We start from the raw sequence: 18753 nt of genomic DNA, 5'->3' as shown, positions 1-18753 counted from the left end.
TTGTTATGGCTGAGGAGGGATCGCTTGCTTCCGTTAGAGGGTTTGCTCGTTGTGGAATACAGCACGAAGCTTGCCGGTCCCTTCGCTGGGTTAAGGCTGGCTGATCTTGGGGCGCGTGTTGTCAGAATTGAGTGGGCGGAGGATGAGCCGCTGCCGCTTGACAGCTTGTACCGCAACAAGGAGAGATTCCTGTTGAGCTCCAGCTCCGCCGATGAAGGAGAGCATGAGAAGTTATATAAGCTGATTGCCGAAGCGGATGTTCTCATCGAAGGGCCCCCTGCAAGCGGGTTACAGACGACGCTGCTTCCCTATGAGAGATCGCAAGCGCTGAATGCCAAGCTGATCCATGCCAGCATAACGGGTTATGGACGAGAAGGGGCTTGGCAAGCGAAGCCTTATGATGACTTGTTCGTCCAGGCACTCACGGGCATGCCTTGGCTGAGCGGCAATGCGAATGATCCCCCTATCCCATTCCCGCTATCCACGGTGGAGATGTTCGCATGTGCTAATCTCGTGCAAGGCATTCTGGCCGCTCTAGTACACCGTTCCAAGTCGGGAGAGGGAATGCTCGTTGAGGTTAGCCTGCTGGAGTCAGCGATTGATTACCAATTCGAGGTGCTTACTACTCATCTTAATGATGGAGGGCTGCTGCCGCAGCGAAGCTCGCTTAATAATGCACATGCTTATCTGGCGGCTCCGTATGGAATTTATGAGACGGCTGATGGGTATTTGGCTCTGGCCATGGGCTCTGTGCTGGAGCTTGGAGAGCTGCTGCAATGCGACGCGTTGGCCCGCTATCAGGACGCTGCCAGCTGGTTCTTGAGGCGGGATGAAATTAAGGGGCTGCTCGCCGATCATCTCAGAAGCAGAGCGGCTGCGGCCTGGGCGGAAGAACTGGAAGCAGGCGGTTACTGGTGCGCCGTGGTCCAGACCGTTGACGAGCTGCTTCAGCATGAAGGCTTCCTTTCCTTGCACAATATACAGCAGGTACAAGTGGAGGGGCGAGGCTTATTCCTAACTCCTTACTGTCCCATTCGCTTCGAAAACAAGCATATGCGAAGTCGCCGTGGGATTGGGAGGGCGGGCATGGACAACGCCAGGCTTGAGGCGGAGTTTCAGCTGCTATAGGCGAAGCAGCTGCACATTAAGTTGAAGCGAGAGTGATACATCATGATGCCGAGACCTCTGGAGGGCTTGCTTGTGCTTGACTTCAGTCAATTCCTGTCTGGTCCGTATGCCGGCTTGCGATTAGCCGATTTGGGAGCGAGAGTCATTAAGATTGAACGGCTGGACGGCGGGGATTTGTGCAGAAGGCTGTATATCTCTAATTTGGAGCTGGATGGGGACAGCACGCTGTTTCACTCTATCAATCGGAACAAGGAAAGCTATGCCGTCGATTTGAAGTCAGAGGCTGATCGATGCAAGGTGCGGAAGCTGCTGAGCCATGCGGATATGATGATTCAGAACTTTCGGCCGGGTGTCATGGAGAAGCTTGGATTCGGCTATGAAGAGGTGAAGGCCATTAATCCAAGACTCATCTACGGCTCTATTAGCGGATATGGAGGGAATAGTCCTCTCCGCGACAGACCCGGACAGGATCTGCTTCTCCAGGCGCTCACGGGGCTGCCCTGGCTGCACCGAGACAAGTCGAGACGCGGGCCTATTCCATTTGGTCTTGCCATCGCAGATATGATAACCGGCGCTCACCTTGTTCAAGGCATGCTGGCGGCTCTTGTACGGCGATCCCTCCAAGGCAACGGCGCACTTGTAGAGGTTAATATGCTGGAATCCACCTTGGATGCCATGCAAGAGATTTGGGAGGAGAAATGGATGCCGGATAGGAGCTCAGGCTTAGCAGCCGAACGACCGGAAGGAGCGGAATCGATCCGCTGGCTGAAGGGGCTGTATCCAACAGCTGCTGGATATATTGCGCTCGGCGATATGCCTCTGCACACAATGGCCCAGGCGCTTGCCCCTCACTTCACCACGAATAGGCTTGGCGAAGTAACTGCTGCCCGTATGGAGGAGCTGCTGGCAACACGTCCTGCGGAATATTGGAGCGTTCACCTGCAGAAGGCCGGCATCCCTTGCGAGGAGCTGCTGGATTGGAAGCAGCTTCTGCGGGAGGAAGCGTTCCGCGAGCTGCGAATGACGCAGGATATCTATCGAAGCAATGGAGCCCGCATGACGGCTATTTCCTGCCCAATCCGACTGAACGGCCATAGGCTGCAGTCCTCTAGAGGAGCACCGCGCATCGGAGAGCATAATGCCGTTGTTGAATCGGAATGGCTTCTCTTAACCTAGCTGAACATGGATCATTATACGTTGAAGAGATGGTGATGAAGTTGAAATTAAAAGGAATGACATGGTCTCATGAGCGAGGCTTGAACCCATTGATGGCCGCATCAGAGGCGTTCCGCAAGCTGGAGCCTAATGTCGAGATGGAGTGGGACGCACGTTCTCTGGCAGATTTCGAGCTGTACCCGCTAGAGCTGCTTGCAGATACCTACGATCTCATTATGATTGATCACCCCCATATAGGAACAGCAGTTGCGAAGGGACTGTTGCTGCCCTTGAATGATCTTGTAGAGGAGGACTTCCTGGAAGATCAGGCGCTTCATTCGACGGGTAAGAGCTACGCCAGTTATACGTATGAAGGGAAGCAATGGGCTCTGCCGGTCGACGCGGCAGCTCAAGTTAGTGCGTACAGACAGGATTTGCTGGAGCAGGTAGGATTGCAGCCTGCTAGGAGCTGGAACGATGTAATCTCCATTGCCAAGAAGCTGCCGAAGGGGCAATCCATAGGCCTCCCATTGGTGCCGGTTCATGCCTATTCGACCTTCTTCACCTTATGTGCGCAGCTGTCGAACCGGGCTTACTGGAGTGAAGGACTGGATCTGCCTATGGAGACAGGCGAGCAGGCGCTTGCAATAATGGAGGGCCTGATGCCTTATCTTCATTCGGAATCGGTGCATCAGGATCCCATTCAGATGCTGAATCTAATGGGTACTAGTAATGAAATTACGTATGTTCCGCTCATTTATGGCTATTCCAATTATGCCAGAGTCGGATTCAGACCATCTGTCTCGAGCTTCGGCAATATTCCGTCTGACAGCGGTGTGCCTAGCGGCAGTATGATCGGCGGCGTCGGGCTTGCCATATCGTCGAAGTGCAAGCATCCGAATCTTGCGGCCAAATTCGCCGTTATGGTGGCCTCTCCACAGTTCCAGCGCACATCATTTTTCCTGAATGACGGTCAACCGGGTCATCGGGAGGCATGGCTGGACCCTGAGGTGAATCGTCTGTCTGGAGGCTTCTTCAAGAATACGCTGGAGACATTGACGCACGGCTCCATGAGACCGCGATTCCATGGCTACATCAGCTTCCAGGAGCAAGCTGGCAATCTGATTCGCTATTACCTGATGAATCAGGCGCCGGCAAGGCAAACCGTTATTCAAACCTTAAACGAGTTGCATATGCAAATAAGACGAGAGCATCAAGAAGCGGGGGTGTGAGCAGGATGAAGCTGCTGGAGGATATCATTGTATTAGACTTCAGCCAATATCTGGCAGGTCCTGTGTCTGCGCTTCGGTTAGCCGATTTGGGGGCGCGAGTCATCAAGATTGAAAGGCCGAACGCAGGTGATGGAAGCCGCCAGCTGACTCTGTCGAATCTACGGGTGGACGGAGAGAGTACCGTATTCCAGTCTATGAATCGAAACAAAGAAAGCTACGCCGCCAATCTGAAGGACTCCTCTGATCTCGCAAGAGTGAAGCGGTTGATCCAGCAGGCGGATGTTGTCATTGAGAATTTCCGTCCAGGAGCGATGAAGAAGCTTGGCCTTGACTATGAATCGGTTAAGGCGCTAAATCCTGGCATCATATACGGCAGTATTACCGGCTATGGCGGGGAAGGGCCTTGGAAGAACAAGCCGGGGCAGGACTTGCTCGTGCAGTCGATGTCGGGACTCGCGTGGCTGAACGGTGATGGCGATCAGCCGCCAGTCCCATTAGGGCTGGCAACGATAGACCTGCATACCAGCTCCATGTTTGTTCAGGCATTGCTTGGCTTGCTGTATAAGCGGGAAAAAACAGGCGTAGGCGGACTAGTGGAGATCAGCTTGATGGAGGCGGCGCTGGACTTCCAGTTTGAAGTACTCAGCGCATATATGAACAAGGAGCCAAGAGAGCTTCCTAAGCGGAGCGGATTCCGGAATGCGCATGCATACCTTGGCGCACCGTATGGCATCTATGAAACAAAGGACGGGTATATCGCTCTTGCTATGGGCTCCATTCTTATATTAGGCCAGCTGCTGCAGTGCGACGAGCTGCTCGGTTATACGGAGCAGACATCCTGGTTCAATGAGCGGGATACGATTAAGGGGCTATTGAATCGTCATCTGAAGACAAGGTCGACCAAGGAGTGGCTCGATATTCTGGAGCCGGCCGATTACTGGTGCGCCGAGGTGTTCAATTGGGAGCAAGCGCTCCAGCATGAAGGTATCGAAGTGCTGGATATGTTCCAGGAGGTCGTGCGACCAAGCGGTGCCTTGTTCAAGACGACACGGTATCCGGCTAGGGTGAACGGCCAGCTGCTCAAGCATGTGAAGGGAGCCCCGCCTGTGGGCGAGCATACGGCACGAATTAATAGGGACTTCGGCCTCGATAGCGCTGCTGAGAACGCTGAAGGGGGACAAACCGATGGAGAATAACGATATTCGCTATGAAGTTGACAACTATATAGGGACAATTACCCTTGCCAGACCTAGCAAGCTGAATACCGTCACGCGAGCGATGGGCGAGCGGCTCAGCGGGCTATGTCAGGAGATTAACAAGGACAAGAGCGTTCGAGTTGTTGTTCTCACCGGCGAAGGCGAGAAGAGCTTCTCGGCAGGCAGCGATATCGAGGTGCTGGATGACTACGGAAGCCCATGGGATCTGCGTAATCGAGATGATTATTGTATGGCGATTCGCAGCATCCGCAAGCCTGTCATCGCTATGGTCAATGGGTACGCTATTGGCGGCGGACTGGAGCTTGCCTTGCATGCTGATATTCGTATGGCATCTTCCAACGCGAAGTTTGGCGCAGGTGAAATTAAGCTGGGCTGGATCGGGGGCAGTGGCAGCACGCAGCTGCTGCCAAGAATTGTAGGAGCAGGAAAGGCTGCCGAGATGGTGTTGACGGGCAGAATGCTGACGGCAGATGAGGCCTTGCGTTGCGGATTAGTAGAGCAGGTCGTGGAGCCGGGCGAGCTGAAGAGACTGGTCTATGAGACGGCGGCCACAATTGCCGACTACAGTCCGATCGCTGTCGAGAATGCGAAGCTTGCGCTTCGTGCGGCTATGAATATGCCGCTTGATGCAGGCTTGCAATATGAGAACAGCTTGTTCTCCTTCTGCTTCACAACCGAGGATGCGCAAGAGGGCAAGGCAGCCTTCAAGGAGAAGAGAAGCCCGAATTTCAAAGGGAAGTAACGGCAGCTACGGGATGCTAAAGGTTAGAAACGGATATACGTCATTAACCTACCAAAGGAGATGGATATAGATGATAAAGGGCAATCGTAATGGACAGGAGTATTATCGGTTATATATAGATGGGGAATGGGTGGAAGCTTCATCGAATCGACTGATTGAGGTGCAAAACCCGTCGAACGAAGAGGTAATCGGACTTGTAAGCGATGCTTCTGCGGAGGATGTGCAGAAGGCGTTGGAATCATCCGAGCGGGCGCAGCAGAGCTGGCAAGCGCTGCCTCCCATTAAGCGTGCAGCATACCTGGTGAAGCTGGTCGAGAAGGTGAAGGAGAAGCGGGAGCTTCTCGCCAAGCTGCTCGTCATGGAGCAGGGCAAAACTTACCGCGAAGCACTTGGCGAAGTGGATGATACGATGGCTTATATGATGTATGCCGTAGAATCCGCTAATAAAATTAAAGGCGATATCCTTCCTTCGAATAAGGAAGGGGAAATGCTGCAGATTCGCAAGGTTCCTTATGGTGTCACCATTGGCTTATGCGCATGGAATTATCCGCTTGCCTTGATCGGCAGGAAGCTTGGCCCCGCGCTGGTAACGGGGAATACGATGATTATTAAGCCGCATGAGCTGACGCCAATCGCCTCGGCTGAATTTTTCAATCTGATTCATGAGGTTGGCTTCCCTCCTGGCGTAGCGAATTTCGTAACAGGCACAGGTGTGGAGGCAGGTCAGCTTCTAGTCAGCAGTCCAATCACGAAGATGGTTACGGTTACCGGCAGCGTGCGAGCAGGTCAACAAATCTACAAGGCTGCATCTGCTAATATTACAGCCTTGTCTCTGGAGCTGGGCGGCAAGGCCCCGTTCATCGTATTGGAGGATGCGGATATTGACCAAGCGGCGGCAGCGGCAGTCACCGCAAGATTCGCGAACTGCGGCCAGGTATGTGTGTGCAATGAGCTGGTGCTGGTTCACGAGAAGGTGGCGGAAGCCTTCACGGCGAAGCTGCTTGAGCATATGAAGTCGATTAAGGTAGGCGATCCATTCGACAGCAGTGTAACCATGGGACCTAAGGCGAATGGCAATGACTTGAAAAAAATAGACGATATCGTTCAAGAAACGGTTGCCCAAGGCGCCAAAATAGCGGCAGGGGGCAAACGCCCAACAGGCGGTATCTTCGATAAGGGCTTCTGGTACGAGCCGACTGTTCTTGTCGATGTGAAGCCGGATATGGCCGCAGCGCAGAAGGAAATTTTCGGTCCGGTGCTGCCGATTGTGACGATCGGAAGCTTCGAGGAAGCCATTAACATCGTCAATTCCAGTGAGCTGGGCTTGTCCGCCTACCTGTTCACAAGCGATATGAAGAAGATGATGCACGGTACGGATGTGCTCCAGGTCGGCACGGTATTCGTCAACCAAGGCATGTCGGGCTGCATGCAAGGCTACCATAGCGGACATAAGCTGAGCGGTCTAGGCGGCGAGGATGGCGAATACGGACTGGAAGGCTACATGCAGAAACGTGTTGTCTACTTGAATTATAAGTAAGAATACAGGCCTGCGGTCAACCGACCGCAGGCTGATTCCTTATTAAGATTGGCTCGCGGCGAACGATTTCTATATGTGTCGAGTACGGCTTTTATAGCTGAGAAATAAGAGAGAATGGACGTAAGGGAGAGGTAAAGAGATGAGAGGTATTCCGTTTATTAAAGATTGGAAGTTTATGCTGGGTGAGCCTGAGGCTCCGCATCTGCTTGCTACGGACGACTCTTCGTGGAGAACATTACATCTGCCCCATGACTGGAGTGTCGAATTTCCGTTCGATCAAGAGAACGGAGAAGCCTGTACCGGTTATTTGCCTGGGGGTATCGGTTGGTATAGAAAATGCTTCACGACAACGTCCGAGATGGTCGGGAGCAAGGTGATCATCCACTTTGACGGCATCTATAATCGTGCAAGCATATATTGCAACGGAGTACTCGTACGTTTCCACCCGTACGGCTATTCGCCATGTCTGGTTGATATAACGGATTACTTGAATGATATCGACCAAGACAATGTTATTGCAGTGAAGGTAGATCATACCAGATACGCGGACAGCAGGTGGTATACGGGCTCCGGTATTTATCGGAAGGCAGCCATGCATATTGTTCCGAAGCTTCATATTCCTGTTTGGGGCACCTATTATACGACTCCTATGGTTAGTCATTCTTCTGCGGTCGTGCAAGGCAGGATCACGTTGCGGAATGAGGAAGCTGATCCTCAGCATGTTGAAATCATCGGAAGCATCTTCGGTCCGGATGATCAGCTAGTAGCCCAGGAGATCAAAGGGTGCTATCTCGATGCAGACAAATCGGAGGAAATCCAATTGGAATGGACGATTCCCAATCCGCAAAGATGGGAGATTCATGCAGCCAAGCTGTACCGGACGAAGGTTGAGGTTGTGACAGGAGGACAGGTCATTCAGACCGTGGAAGACACAATCGGCATACGAGAGTTCAGATTTGATCCGGACAAGGGCTTCTTCTTTAATGGAAAGAACACCTTGATAAAGGGCGTCAATCTCCATCATGATGGCGGTCTCGTCGGCGCCGCAGTTCCTCTGGATGTATGGAGGCGCAGGTTGGAGAAGCTGAAGGCATGCGGCTGCAATGCGATTCGAACGGCTCACAACCCTGCGTCGGAGGATTTCTTGAATTTGTGCGACGAGATGGGCTTCCTAGTACAGGAGGAATTCTTCGATGAATGGGATAATCCGAAGGATAAGCGAAGCAACGGCGGCGAACAGAAGGTCGATTATATTACGCGCGGACATGCCGAATTTTTCCGCGAATACGCCAAGCAGGATCTGCAGGATACCGTGCTTCGGGATCGCAACCATCCATGTATATTCCAATGGAGCATTGGCAATGAGATTGAATGGACGTATCCGAAATATAATGAAGCAACGGGATACTTCGGGATGAATGCATCAGGCAATTATTTCTGGACGCTGCCGCCGAATGGGAAGGATAGAATTCGCGAAATCATTCAACAGCTGCCAAGAGATGCCTATGACATCGATACGACAGCCCGTCAATTGACTCGCTGGACCAAAGAGCTGGATCCAACCAGACCTGTTACGGCGAATTGCATCCTGCCAAGCGCCAGCTATGAATCGGGGTATATCGACGAGCTCGATATTGCAGGGTACAGCTATCGAAGAGTCATCTATGACTATGGTCACTATCATTATCCGAACAAACCGATTCTGGGAACGGAGAATGTGGCGCAATGGCATGAATGGAAGGCGGTTCTGGAGAGAGAGCATATACCCGGCATCTTCCTCTGGACGGGCATTGATCATATGGGAGAAGCCATTCAGAAGCCTTGGCCTCGGAAAGGCTCGAACCTCGGCTTGCTTGACTTCGCCGGCTTCGAGAAGCCTTCTTATCACATGTTCAGAAGCCTGTGGAGTGAAGAGACTCATCTTCATCTGGCAACGCAGGTTCTGGAGGAATCCTTGTATCGGCTGGATGAATCCGGGGAGCTGGCGGAGAAGGAGCCAGGCGGTTGGCAGCAACGGGTATGGTTCTGGCATGATGTGAATTCACATTGGAACTATAAGGAGGGGGAGATTGTAGTTGTCGAGGTATATTCCAACTGTGAAGAGGTATCCCTGTATCTGAATAATTCGCTGCTTGCGACGAAGCGTCTGGAGCAGTTCGAGGATCATATTTATAAGTGGGCGGTACCTTACGGCGCTGGAGAACTGACAGCCATCGGCACATGCGGCGGACAGGCAGTCGAATCGAAGTTGCATACGGTTGGGCCCGTTCATTCTATCCAACTGCTTGCAGATAAGGAAACGATAACAGTCGATGCGGACAGCGTCGCTCATATTACGGTTCAGCTAAGGGATGTGAATGGGCATGCGATTACCAACCAGAATGTTGAGCTTGAATTCGAGGTGGAGGGCGAATGCAGAATTCTCGGGGTGGACAATGGCAGCTCTGATAATGTACAGCCTTATCAGAGCACTCGTCTCATAACGGAGTTAGGCAGAGGGCTCCTCATTGTGCAGGGCTGCACGCCAGGTCATCTTGCAATACGGGCCACATGCTCTCGAATGAATGTCGTTTCGAATACTAGTATCATCAACGTATCAGCTGTTGCGCATTCATGAAGGGATTTGTAGTAATTGTTATATTAATTAGGAATTTTGAGGGAGGTTTGTACGATGAAGATTACAGCTGTGGAATTATTCCAGATTGAACCTAGATGGCTGTTCGTGAAGATGAGCACGGATATGGGCTTTGAAGGCTGGGGAGAGCCGATTCTTGAGGGTAGAGCTTCAACAACCAGAGCTGCAGTCGAGGAATTGAAGGAGTACCTCATCGGCAAGGACCCGCTCAAGATCGAGGACCACTTTCAGGTGATGTACCGCGGAGGCTTCTATCGGGGAGGTCCTATTCTCATGAGCGCGATTTCCGGTCTTGAACAGGCATTGTGGGATATTAAAGGCAAATATTACGGTGCTCCAATTTATGATCTGCTTGGCGGCTCGGTACGCGATAAAATCAAGGTGTATGCCTGGATCGGGGGCGAGCGTCCAAGCGATGTATCCGCCCATGCTCTGACGCAGGTGGCCCTTGGCTTCAAGGCACTGAAGATGAATGCAACGGAGGAGCTTCATTATATAGATGATTACAAAAAAATTGACCAGGCCGTAGAGCGGATGCAGGCGGTGCGGGATGCGGTCGGTCCGGATGTGGGGATCGCGGTTGACTTCCACGGCCGGGTGCACAAGACGATGGCCAAGATTCTAGTGAAAGAGCTGGAGCCGTGCAGGCCTATGTTTATCGAGGAGCCTGTGCTTCCAGAGCACAATGAAGCACTTCGTGAGATTGCGAGAATGACCAATACGCCTATCGCAACTGGCGAGCGTATGTACACGCGCTGGGGCTTCAAGCAGCTGCTGCAGGATGGGTATGTGGATATTATACAACCCGATCTCTCCCATGCCGGCGGTATTCTGGAAACGAAAAAAATCGCAGCTATGGCGGAAGCATACGATGTCAGTCTGGCGCCGCATTGTCCGCTTGGACCGATTGCGCTGGCTTCCTGCTTCCAGGTTGACAATTGCACGCCGAATTTTGTCATCCAGGAACAAGGACTGGGCATTCATTATAATCAGGGCAGCGATGTTGTCGGTTACTTAATGGATCCGGACGTATTCCAGTACGAAGCGGGATATGTCCGCATGTCCGACAAGCCTGGTCTCGGTATCGAAATCAATGAAGCTGCGGTCAGGGAAGCTGCCAAGAAGGGGCATAATTGGCATTCGCCTATCTGGCGCAACGAAGACGGATCGTACGCGGAATGGTAATGGAGTGGATCGGCGAGAACGGCACGGGACTAGAGGCTTGGACCGTGCATGAGCCGCTGGAGAATGGCAAGGCCTGCTTCGACAAGCTGCTGAGCAGTCCGGGCTCTGTAGCGAAAATATTGTTAGTGCTGAGTTAAAACGGATGGGGGATTAATGGATGAAGCCGAATTTTGTCATATTTGTTGTGGATCAGATGCAAGCACGCACGATGTCTCTGCATGGTCATCCAGATATTCAGACACCTAATTTGGATAAGCTGGGACTTGAAGGGGTGTCGTTCTCGAGAGCCTATTGCAACAACCCTGTATGTATGCCGTCGCGTGCAACCCTGCTGACAGGTCTCACTCCCAGGCAGCACGGCTGCTTGACCAATGGCAACGCTGTCCCTGAGCATTTGCCTACACTTCCGGGGGTGCTCGCCCAGGCTGGATATCGGACTCATGCCATTGGCAAGCTGCACCATCAGCCGGCAGGCTCCGTTAGCAATGGCGAGGACGCGGCTTTCTCGTGGGAAAGCAAAGAGAGCTGGGAATCCGGTGAAATCACTGCATTGCCAAGCGGTTATTACGGCTATCAGACGACGGAGCATGTTGGCGGCCATGTGGACTGCTACGGCGATTATTCGGCCTGGCTGGATCAGGAGCTGCCTGGAGGCAGGCAGAGGCTGCTGCGGGCGGGTGCCTACGAGAAAAACAGTCTCTACGATCAGAATTGGAAGATTGATCTGCCCGAGCCGCTGCACTACAACCGGTGGATTGCGCGCCGCTCTGCTTCATTCCTGGAGAGCCTCCAGCCGGAGGAGTCCTTCTATCTCTGGTGCTCCTTCCCGGATCCGCATCATCCCTTCGCTGCATGCCGTCCTTATAGTGAAATGTATGATCCGCAGTCGCTGACATTGCCGGAGGGCTGGGATAATGAAGCGGATTCCATAGATTGGCTGAAAGGTTTGAGGGAAGTTCATCTTGGCCACTCGCAATTCGATGAAGCCACGCTGCGGCAGATATTGGCGCAAACCTACGGAATGATCACGCATGTGGACAGCTGTATTGGAGAGGTGCTGGACAAGCTGAAGGAGCGGGGACTCTCCGACAACACCGTCATCGTCTTTATGGCCGATCACGGGGAATATTTGGGCTCCCATCGGCTGCTGACCAAAGCGGAGTGGCCGTGGGAGGAACTGCTGAATGTTCCGTTTATGTGGAGGGCTCCCAATGGTGCGGCGCAGGGCGTCTATCGAGACCGCGTAGTTAGCCTGCTGGATTTCGTGCCAACAATTCTGGACTTTGCGGGAATCAATCAGACTGTCATGGATACTCGCGGCATCTACAGTGCGCCTCCATTAGGCTTGCCCGGCCGCAGTCTGCGAGCTGCCATTGAAGATGGCACGGAGCTGCCTGCCCGTCCGGCATTGGTGGAATACGATGAGGATTGGTACGCGCCGGAGACGACGCGTATGCGTACGCTTGTTGCCGAGCAATACAAATTAACGGTGTTTATCAATTCCGACGAGGGGCTGCTGTTCGATCTTACGGCAGATCCTCGCGAGCATGATAACCTATGGCATGATCCTGCATACACACACGTACGATACTCGATGACGGAGCAGCTACTGCGAGAGCTGGTTCGTACGGACCGATTCGATACGCTGCGAATAACGGGAGCATAACGGCAGGCGTGAGGCTGTCTGGAGGAGTGGATGTCCAACTCTTCTGGACAGTCTTTTTTTATTTTCCGACTTTCTTTACCCCCGATGAAGACGACGGAATGCGGTTGGTGACATGCCGTAATTTTTCGTAAACTTCAACGTGAAATAGTGAATGGACTCGTAGCCGAGCTGCTCTGCGATGGAGGTAACGGATAGATTGCTTTCCAGCAGCATAGAGACGGCTTTCCTCATTCTGACGCGAAGAGAGTACCCCTGTGGAGTAATTCCAGTATGCTGGCGAAACAATTTGTGCAAATGCGACTTCTCCAATCCGCTGATCTCGGATAATAGTCCATTGTCATAGCGGCGCTCTGGATAACGCTCCATCTCGGCGATCACCCTCCGAATGCGCGGGTCGTCGGTCGGCAAGCTTTGCAGTGCATAATTCCATTGAAGCAACCATACGAGCATCATGCTGTCGAGGAGAATACGTTTGTACGCCGGTTCTATCGGTTGGTCACAGGTGCGGTAGATGTCGATGAACAGTTCCGACAGATGCGGATATCGATTCAAGGAGTGAACCGTTGGAAGCTCATCCAATTGAGAACATGACTCTATTGTCGTGAACATGCGTTCCTCCATCATTGCCGGCGAGAAGGTAAACAGGGGCATAGCGGGAAGATCCATTGCATCGGGCGCTTCCGGCCACAGATCGCAATAAATGTTGTATGACGAGGATTGTTGCTCCGAGCCGAAATGAAAGCTGTGCATTTGACCTGGCCGGATGAACACGAGCATGCCCGGCTTAACCGGATACAAACGATCCTCTACCTGAATGGAGCCATGCTCTTGCAAGAATAGATGAAAGCTATAGAGGTTGCATTGCCTTCTGGCATCCGTAGGCGCTCCATGGTAGTTGTAATAGTCCGCGTATCGTATATGCGGTTGGATCTGTAGCAGCTTCTTCGACAAGTGTCTCACCTCTAACACACCTAATTTTGCGGAGTATATTATAAACTATCGGATCAGGATAGAAAGACAATACATTACGAGAATCATATAATACAACTAATATCATTGCAAGTATTAAGGGGGATAGGGGAGATGGAAAGGGAAATTTACGGCGGAATTTTGACTAAATAATTAGTGGTCTGTCATCATTACTCATCAGCATGTTGATAAATTTATGAATGGGATGGGATATCTATGGAATCCATTAAAGCCTTCAGTTTGGATGTCAATTGGAAATGCAGATCTCACTTTAACAGTCAAGAAGGGAATCAATTTGCACCTCCAGGAGCTTGGGCATCCCTTGACCCCACAGAACTAGTTAAATGGCATAAGGAGCTTGGAGTCAATGTGATTCAGTCCTTTGCGGTATCTTGTAATGGATATGCATGGTACAAAGGAGGCGCCGTTCCGGAACAACCCGGTTTGAAAACGGACTTCCTCACAGATATGGTCCGTTTAGGCAGGCAAGAAAAGATGAAAGTTTTCGGCTATTTCTGTTTTAGTTCCAACACTCGTTGGGCAGAAGAGTATCCCGAATTAAGCTATGGAGCGCCGTCTGCGCCCCACATTCCATATACAAAAAAATATATTGATTTCCTTTGTGCGTCAATTAAAGAAGCCATAGAAATTACGCAAATGGATGGATTTATGATCGATTGGTTTTGGAATCCAACAACAGGATTGGGGGAAGGTGGAGATGGAGGAAAGGAGCAGTTGTGGTTGCTCTGCGAACAAGAAATGTATGAGGAGCTAATGGGTGAGGCATTCCCTGGAAAAGAAAACATTAGCCATCCTGTTCAGCTGGAATTTAATCGTCGTGCCATAGACAGGTGCTGGCAAGCTGTTCGAGAAACGACGAAAACAGTTAAACCTGAGTGTATTATTTGGCTATCATGTTCGATATTGGACCATCCAGAAATGGAAAATCAACCGCTGCTTAGAGAGGTGGACTGGCTTCAGAATGAAGCGGGTGACAAAGAGACTATTGATAAAATCCGCTCTCAGATAGGGGAACATACACGATTGCTTACAACCTTTAGCGATACGTTCTTTAAACGAAATAAGCTGCAAGGTGAAGATGTTGCAGCTTATGCGCAAAAAGAAAATATTGGACTTTATTGTTATGCTGCTCCAGAAACCTATGATCATGGATTCCCCGCAGTTTCGGAATATGTTAAAAAATCCTTAGATTCGTATGAATTTTTGGATGATCGAAATATTGCCTTGCTTGCAAGGGTATTTAATAATCTGCCGTTGAAATAAGCACCACTTGATGAATTGGCAAACTTGATCCGTGGAGGGCTGTTCAGAAGAGCGATTTAACTTTTCTGAACAGCTTTTTTGTTCCATTTTATAGAGGGTATTGACGGGAACTATTGGGAGATTTATAATAAAAACGAAACGAGCTTCAATTAATATTATATTAATAAATATAATGATTGATTGTTTTGAAAACTCGAAAATTTTTATCCCCTTATTGTAACCGTTTGCGAAGAAGGAAGAGGTGAGCTTGCGCATTAAAGGCATAATACAGAAGGAGTGCATGTTGTGGAAAAAGTGAATGAAGTTCAGCAGCTGTCCGTTCCGGCATTCAGACGGGGGACACCGTTAAAACAGAAGACAGCCAGGCTGATGAAGAGCTACCAGCTTTACTTGTTTGTCCTTCCTGCCGTATTGTATTACATTCTGTTTCATTACGTTCCGCTATATGGTATTCAGATTGCGTTTAAAAACTTTCTCGCCTTTAAAGGCATATCAGATAGTCCCTGGGTTGGACTTGAGCATTTCGAACGGTTCTTCCGTTCCTTCGAGTTCAGGAAGATCATACTGAACACCATTAAGCTTAGTGTGATGCAGCTCGTATTGGGTTTTCCAGCGCCGATCCTATTAGCGCTAATGCTAAACCAGCTGATGCATAAGAAATTAAAGAAATTTGTGCAGACCGTTATCTATGCGCCTCACTTCATCTCGACGGTTGTTATTGCGGGCATGCTGTTCTTATTCCTATCGCCAGATACGGGCATGGTCAACAAGCTTATTGGAGTGTTTGGCGGGGAGCCGGTATTTTTTATGGGCGACCCGGATTGGTTCAGACCTGTGTATGTACTGTCGGAGATCTGGCAGAACACGGGCTGGGGCACAATTATTTATTTGGCAGCGCTTACGACAATCAGTCCTGAGCTTCATGAGTCGGCGGTTGTGGACGGCGCCAATAAGTTTCAACGAATCCTGCATATCGATATTCCAGGCATTATGCCGACCGCAGTCATCTTGTTAATTCTGAGCACGGGCAATATTATGAGTCTTGGCTTCGAGAAGGTATATCTTCTGCAGACGCCTCTCAATCTTCCTTCATCGGAGATCATCTCAACCTATGTGTATAAGACAGGGTTGGTCGGAGCTCAGTATAGCTTCTCGACAGCTGTTGGCTTGTTCAACTCCGTGATCAACTTCGTCATTCTTCTGACAGTAAATCAAATCGCCAAAAAAATGACCAACACATCGCTGTGGTAATAATCAGGAGGTGCTTATTATGTTCAAGCGCAGCCAAGTGGATATATGGTTTGACAGGTTTAATATGTTTTTTATCCTTACGGGCCTTGTCATCATTATGTATCCCTTGTATTTCGTACTGCTCGCATCGATCACAGATCCCAGTGCGGTTCAGATGACACTGCTATGGCCGGAGAAGCTAAGCTTCGAAGGCTATAAGAAGATTCTCGACAGTGCCAACCTGTGGATCGGCTACAAAAATTCTTTTGTATACGCTATCTTAGGTACATTTATCAATTTATGCCTTACTCTTCCCGCAGCGTACGCCCTGTCGCGGAAGGATATGAGTGGCCGCAATACGATCATGCTTGTCATCACCTTCACGATGTTCTTTAGCGGAGGTCTCATTCCCACTTACCTGACGGTTAAGGAGCTCGGCATGCTGGATTCGGTATGGGCCATGGTCATTCCGAACGCGGTGGGTGCATGGAATCTTATCATTGCTCGTACGTTCTTCCAATCCACAATACCTGATGAGCTTCTGGAAGCGGCGAAGATTGACGGCTGCTCAGACGCCAAGTTTTTCTGGAAGATGGTATTGCCATTATCTCAAGCGCTTATTGCAATTATGGTATTGTTCTATGGCGTTGCTCATTGGAATTCCTATTTCAACGCGTTGATCTATCTGCGCGAGCAGGATTTGTTCCCGCTGCAGCTCGTGCTTCGTTCCATTCTGATCGAGAATCAGATTCATAACGACATGATGACGGACCTCTCTTCTATGGGCGATCAGCTTCGAGCGGCCGAGCTCATCAAGTACGGCATGATCATTATTGCCGCGTTGCCACTGCTTATTCTGTATCCCTTCCTGCAGAACTACTTCGTCAAAGGCGTCATGATCGGCAGTATCAAAGGCTGATCCGGCAGGGAGATTATCATATTTGAAGGGAGGTGAGTGGCCAGCTATATCGGGAGTACGGGCCTGTTGTAAGCGCATACGTAAACAATATTAGGAGGTCGTCGATTTGAAAAATCGGAGAAAAAAGATGCTTGTATCCTTTCTTTCAGTAATTATGAGCCTATCCGTCTTATCCGCCTGTGCAGGAGAAACCAATAATGACAATGTGACTCCGTCGAAGGAGCCGAATCAATCGGAAGCTTCTCAATCTCCTGAAGCGACGGATGGAGGAGCAGAGAAAGGCGTATTCCCGTTAGATGAGAAGCTCTCTCTCGAGATGGTAACCTGTAAGCATCCCAATAACGGACCATTCGAGGAAATGGATTTCTTCAAGCAATATGAAGAGAAAACAAATGTGCAAATCGAATGGACGGACATCGAATTTGCGCAATGCGAGGAGCAGCGTAATCTGATTCTGGCCAGCGGAGATTTGCCTGATGCCTTCTACGGTACGCTTGCGCTGACGGGCAATGACGTCATCAACTATGGCGGCCAGGGTATGCTGGTCCCTCTGGAGCAATATATTACGAAGGAAACGATGCCGAATCTGACGGCCTTGATCGAGCAGAATCCGAAGTACAAAGCGATGTTGACAGCACCGGATGGTCATATCTACTCGTTGCCTAGTATCCGCGAGCTGATGCTGTGGCTGTCTCCCGATATGATGTATCTGAACAAGGAATGGCTGGACAAGCTGGGACTTGCCGTTCCTACCACATTGGCAGAGCTGGAGGTCGTTCTGGAAGCGTTCAAGACGAAGGATCCGAACGGCAACGGTAAAAAAGATGAAATTCCATTTAGCTTTATGTGGGATTTCGCAAACTACAACGTATCTGGCATTGGTTCATTATTCGGCACCTTCGGCAGAGCAGATTCCGCTAACCATATCTTCGTAGAGGATGGCAAGGTTGTATTCTCAGCGAAGGAACCAGAGTATAAGGAAGCAATAGCGCATTTCCATACCTTCTTCGAAAAAGGATTGTTCGACAAAGAAAGTCTCGCGCAAGACCGCAATCAGCTGCTTGGCAAAGGCAGCGGCACAGAGCAGCGTCTCGGAGGCTTCTTCGCCTGGAATGCCTTCTCGATTGTCGGCGTTGACAACGATCCGAAATATGTGGTTGTTCCGGCTCTGATAGGACCAAACGGCGATCAAGTGTGGAGAAAATCACTGGGCAACAATCAAGGTGTCAATCCTTTTGCCTTCTCAATGACAGCTGTTAACAAGCATCCAGAGCTGACCATGCAATGGATCGACTTGTCGTACGCAACGGACACTTCCATCGAAGCTGGATGGGGCCCGATCGGAACGACATTGGAAGACAAGGGCGGCACCTTGACATTGAAGGAAGCGCCAGCTGGATTAACGACAGACCAATATGTATTCAAGACAGCACCGGTAGAAGCACCATATGCCATTCTGGAGAATACGTACGGTACTCGACTGGCGATGGCGGACAAAGACAAAGTTAAAATTGACGGCATCAAAGAAAATTATTTGCCTTACATGACTTCGGAGACGTTCCCTGGCGTGATGTTTACAACTGAGGAATCCCAGAAGATCAAAACGCTGGATACCGACATTAACAGCTACGTTAACCAAACAAGCGCCAAGTGGCTGCTTCAAGGCGGGGTAGAAGGCGAATGGGACAAATACCTGGCCGATCTGAATAAGATGAAGGTTGACGAGCTTGTCAGCATTTATCAGACGGCGTACGACCGCTTCAAGAGCGCCCAGTAACAATCGCTTCCACAGAATAGGTCCCCCTGGCGATGTAACCAGGGGGAGTTCTTTATGCGGAACATAATTACAATTAT

Annotated in this window: 15 protein-coding genes; 14 read left to right on the top strand and 1 reads right to left on the bottom strand. The window is 50.5% G+C overall.

The genetic code is table 11. The annotated features are described in order from the left end of the window. The first annotated feature begins 24 nt into the window (after nucleotides 1-24). From ACIFSR_RS30815 to ACIFSR_RS30770, 10 genes are all read left to right on the top strand, one after another. The gene (locus tag ACIFSR_RS30815; RefSeq protein WP_430062566.1) at nucleotides 25-1128 is read left to right on the top strand and encodes a CoA transferase; all 1104 of its coding nucleotides are present in this window, start codon (nucleotides 25-27) and stop codon (nucleotides 1126-1128) included. Between the two features lie 42 nt (nucleotides 1129-1170). Continuing rightward, nucleotides 1171-2304, top strand: coding sequence for a CaiB/BaiF CoA transferase family protein (locus tag ACIFSR_RS30810; RefSeq protein ID WP_430062563.1), 1134 nt, complete (start codon nucleotides 1171-1173; stop codon nucleotides 2302-2304). A 35-nt stretch (nucleotides 2305-2339) separates the two neighbouring features. Continuing rightward, nucleotides 2340-3515, top strand: a complete 1176-nt coding sequence (locus tag ACIFSR_RS30805) for an ABC transporter substrate-binding protein (protein ID WP_430062560.1) — start codon at nucleotides 2340-2342, stop codon at nucleotides 3513-3515. A 5-nt stretch (nucleotides 3516-3520) separates the two neighbouring features. After that, complete coding sequence (locus ACIFSR_RS30800; RefSeq protein WP_430062557.1) at nucleotides 3521-4711, top strand: CaiB/BaiF CoA transferase family protein; 1191 nt, start codon at nucleotides 3521-3523, stop codon at nucleotides 4709-4711. Beyond that, a complete protein-coding gene (locus ACIFSR_RS30795) occupies nucleotides 4701-5474 on the top strand; it encodes an enoyl-CoA hydratase/isomerase family protein (RefSeq protein WP_430062554.1) in 774 nt (257 codons plus the stop codon). Before ACIFSR_RS30800 ends, ACIFSR_RS30795 begins: the two co-directional genes overlap by 11 nt. A gap of 70 nt (nucleotides 5475-5544) precedes the next feature. Further along, on the top strand, nucleotides 5545-7011 hold the full coding sequence (aldA, locus tag ACIFSR_RS30790; protein ID WP_430062551.1) for an aldehyde dehydrogenase: 1467 nt from the start codon (nucleotides 5545-5547) through the stop codon (nucleotides 7009-7011). A gap of 139 nt (nucleotides 7012-7150) precedes the next feature. Continuing rightward, entirely contained in the window at nucleotides 7151-9628 is a 2478-nt protein-coding gene (locus ACIFSR_RS30785) for a glycoside hydrolase family 2 TIM barrel-domain containing protein (RefSeq protein WP_430062548.1), read from the top strand. A 54-nt stretch (nucleotides 9629-9682) separates the two neighbouring features. Beyond that, a complete protein-coding gene (gene dgoD, locus ACIFSR_RS30780) occupies nucleotides 9683-10831 on the top strand; it encodes a galactonate dehydratase (RefSeq protein ID WP_430062545.1) in 1149 nt (382 codons plus the stop codon). After that, the gene (locus tag ACIFSR_RS30775; RefSeq protein ID WP_430062542.1) at nucleotides 10825-10968 is read left to right on the top strand and encodes a hypothetical protein; all 144 of its coding nucleotides are present in this window, start codon (nucleotides 10825-10827) and stop codon (nucleotides 10966-10968) included. The genes dgoD and ACIFSR_RS30775 overlap by 7 nt, the downstream gene beginning before the upstream one ends. Nucleotides 10969-10988: 20 nt before the next feature. Continuing rightward, nucleotides 10989-12497, top strand: a complete 1509-nt coding sequence (locus ACIFSR_RS30770; RefSeq protein WP_430062539.1) for a sulfatase family protein — start codon at nucleotides 10989-10991, stop codon at nucleotides 12495-12497. Nucleotides 12498-12572: 75 nt separating this feature from the next. Here the strand turns inward: ACIFSR_RS30770 and ACIFSR_RS30765 are convergent, their stop codons facing one another. Then, nucleotides 12573-13448: an AraC family transcriptional regulator gene (locus ACIFSR_RS30765; RefSeq protein ID WP_430062535.1), complete on the bottom strand. Its 876-nt coding sequence runs from the start codon at nucleotides 13446-13448 to the stop codon at nucleotides 12573-12575. Between the two features lie 234 nt (nucleotides 13449-13682). Here ACIFSR_RS30765 and ACIFSR_RS30760 point away from each other — a divergent pair, with 234 nt between their 5' ends. From ACIFSR_RS30760 to ACIFSR_RS30745, 4 genes are all read left to right on the top strand, one after another. Beyond that, complete coding sequence (locus tag ACIFSR_RS30760) at nucleotides 13683-14750, top strand: hypothetical protein (RefSeq protein WP_430062532.1); 1068 nt, start codon at nucleotides 13683-13685, stop codon at nucleotides 14748-14750. A gap of 276 nt (nucleotides 14751-15026) precedes the next feature. Next, a complete protein-coding gene (locus ACIFSR_RS30755) occupies nucleotides 15027-16001 on the top strand; it encodes an ABC transporter permease (protein ID WP_430062529.1) in 975 nt (324 codons plus the stop codon). Between the two features lie 19 nt (nucleotides 16002-16020). Further along, entirely contained in the window at nucleotides 16021-16899 is an 879-nt protein-coding gene (locus ACIFSR_RS30750) for a carbohydrate ABC transporter permease (RefSeq protein WP_430062526.1), read from the top strand. 106 nt (nucleotides 16900-17005) lie between these two features. Next, a complete protein-coding gene (locus ACIFSR_RS30745; RefSeq protein WP_430062523.1) occupies nucleotides 17006-18676 on the top strand; it encodes an extracellular solute-binding protein in 1671 nt (556 codons plus the stop codon). Nucleotides 18677-18753: the final 77 nt, after the last annotated feature.

The sequence above is a fragment of the Paenibacillus sp. NRS-1760 genome (assembly GCF_050467785.1).
Taxonomy (GTDB): domain Bacteria; phylum Bacillota; class Bacilli; order Paenibacillales; family Paenibacillaceae; genus Pristimantibacillus.
Note: the sequence above shows the minus strand (reverse complement) of the source record. Positions and strands in the feature narration are given on the sequence as shown.

Coding starts and splice junctions, on each gene's coding strand:
- ACIFSR_RS30810 (WP_430062563.1), top strand. CDS start 1,171: ATGATGCCGAGACCTCTGGAGGGCTTGCTTGTGCTTGACTTCAGTCAA.
- ACIFSR_RS30805 (WP_430062560.1), top strand. CDS start 2,340: ATGAAGTTGAAATTAAAAGGAATGACATGGTCTCATGAGCGAGGCTTG.
- ACIFSR_RS30800 (WP_430062557.1), top strand. CDS start 3,521: ATGAAGCTGCTGGAGGATATCATTGTATTAGACTTCAGCCAATATCTG.
- ACIFSR_RS30795 (WP_430062554.1), top strand. CDS start 4,701: ATGGAGAATAACGATATTCGCTATGAAGTTGACAACTATATAGGGACA.
- aldA (WP_430062551.1), top strand. CDS start 5,545: ATGATAAAGGGCAATCGTAATGGACAGGAGTATTATCGGTTATATATA.
- ACIFSR_RS30785 (WP_430062548.1), top strand. CDS start 7,151: ATGAGAGGTATTCCGTTTATTAAAGATTGGAAGTTTATGCTGGGTGAG.
- dgoD (WP_430062545.1), top strand. CDS start 9,683: ATGAAGATTACAGCTGTGGAATTATTCCAGATTGAACCTAGATGGCTG.
- ACIFSR_RS30775 (WP_430062542.1), top strand. CDS start 10,825: ATGGTAATGGAGTGGATCGGCGAGAACGGCACGGGACTAGAGGCTTGG.
- ACIFSR_RS30770 (WP_430062539.1), top strand. CDS start 10,989: ATGAAGCCGAATTTTGTCATATTTGTTGTGGATCAGATGCAAGCACGC.
- ACIFSR_RS30760 (WP_430062532.1), top strand. CDS start 13,683: ATGGAATCCATTAAAGCCTTCAGTTTGGATGTCAATTGGAAATGCAGA.
- ACIFSR_RS30750 (WP_430062526.1), top strand. CDS start 16,021: ATGTTCAAGCGCAGCCAAGTGGATATATGGTTTGACAGGTTTAATATG.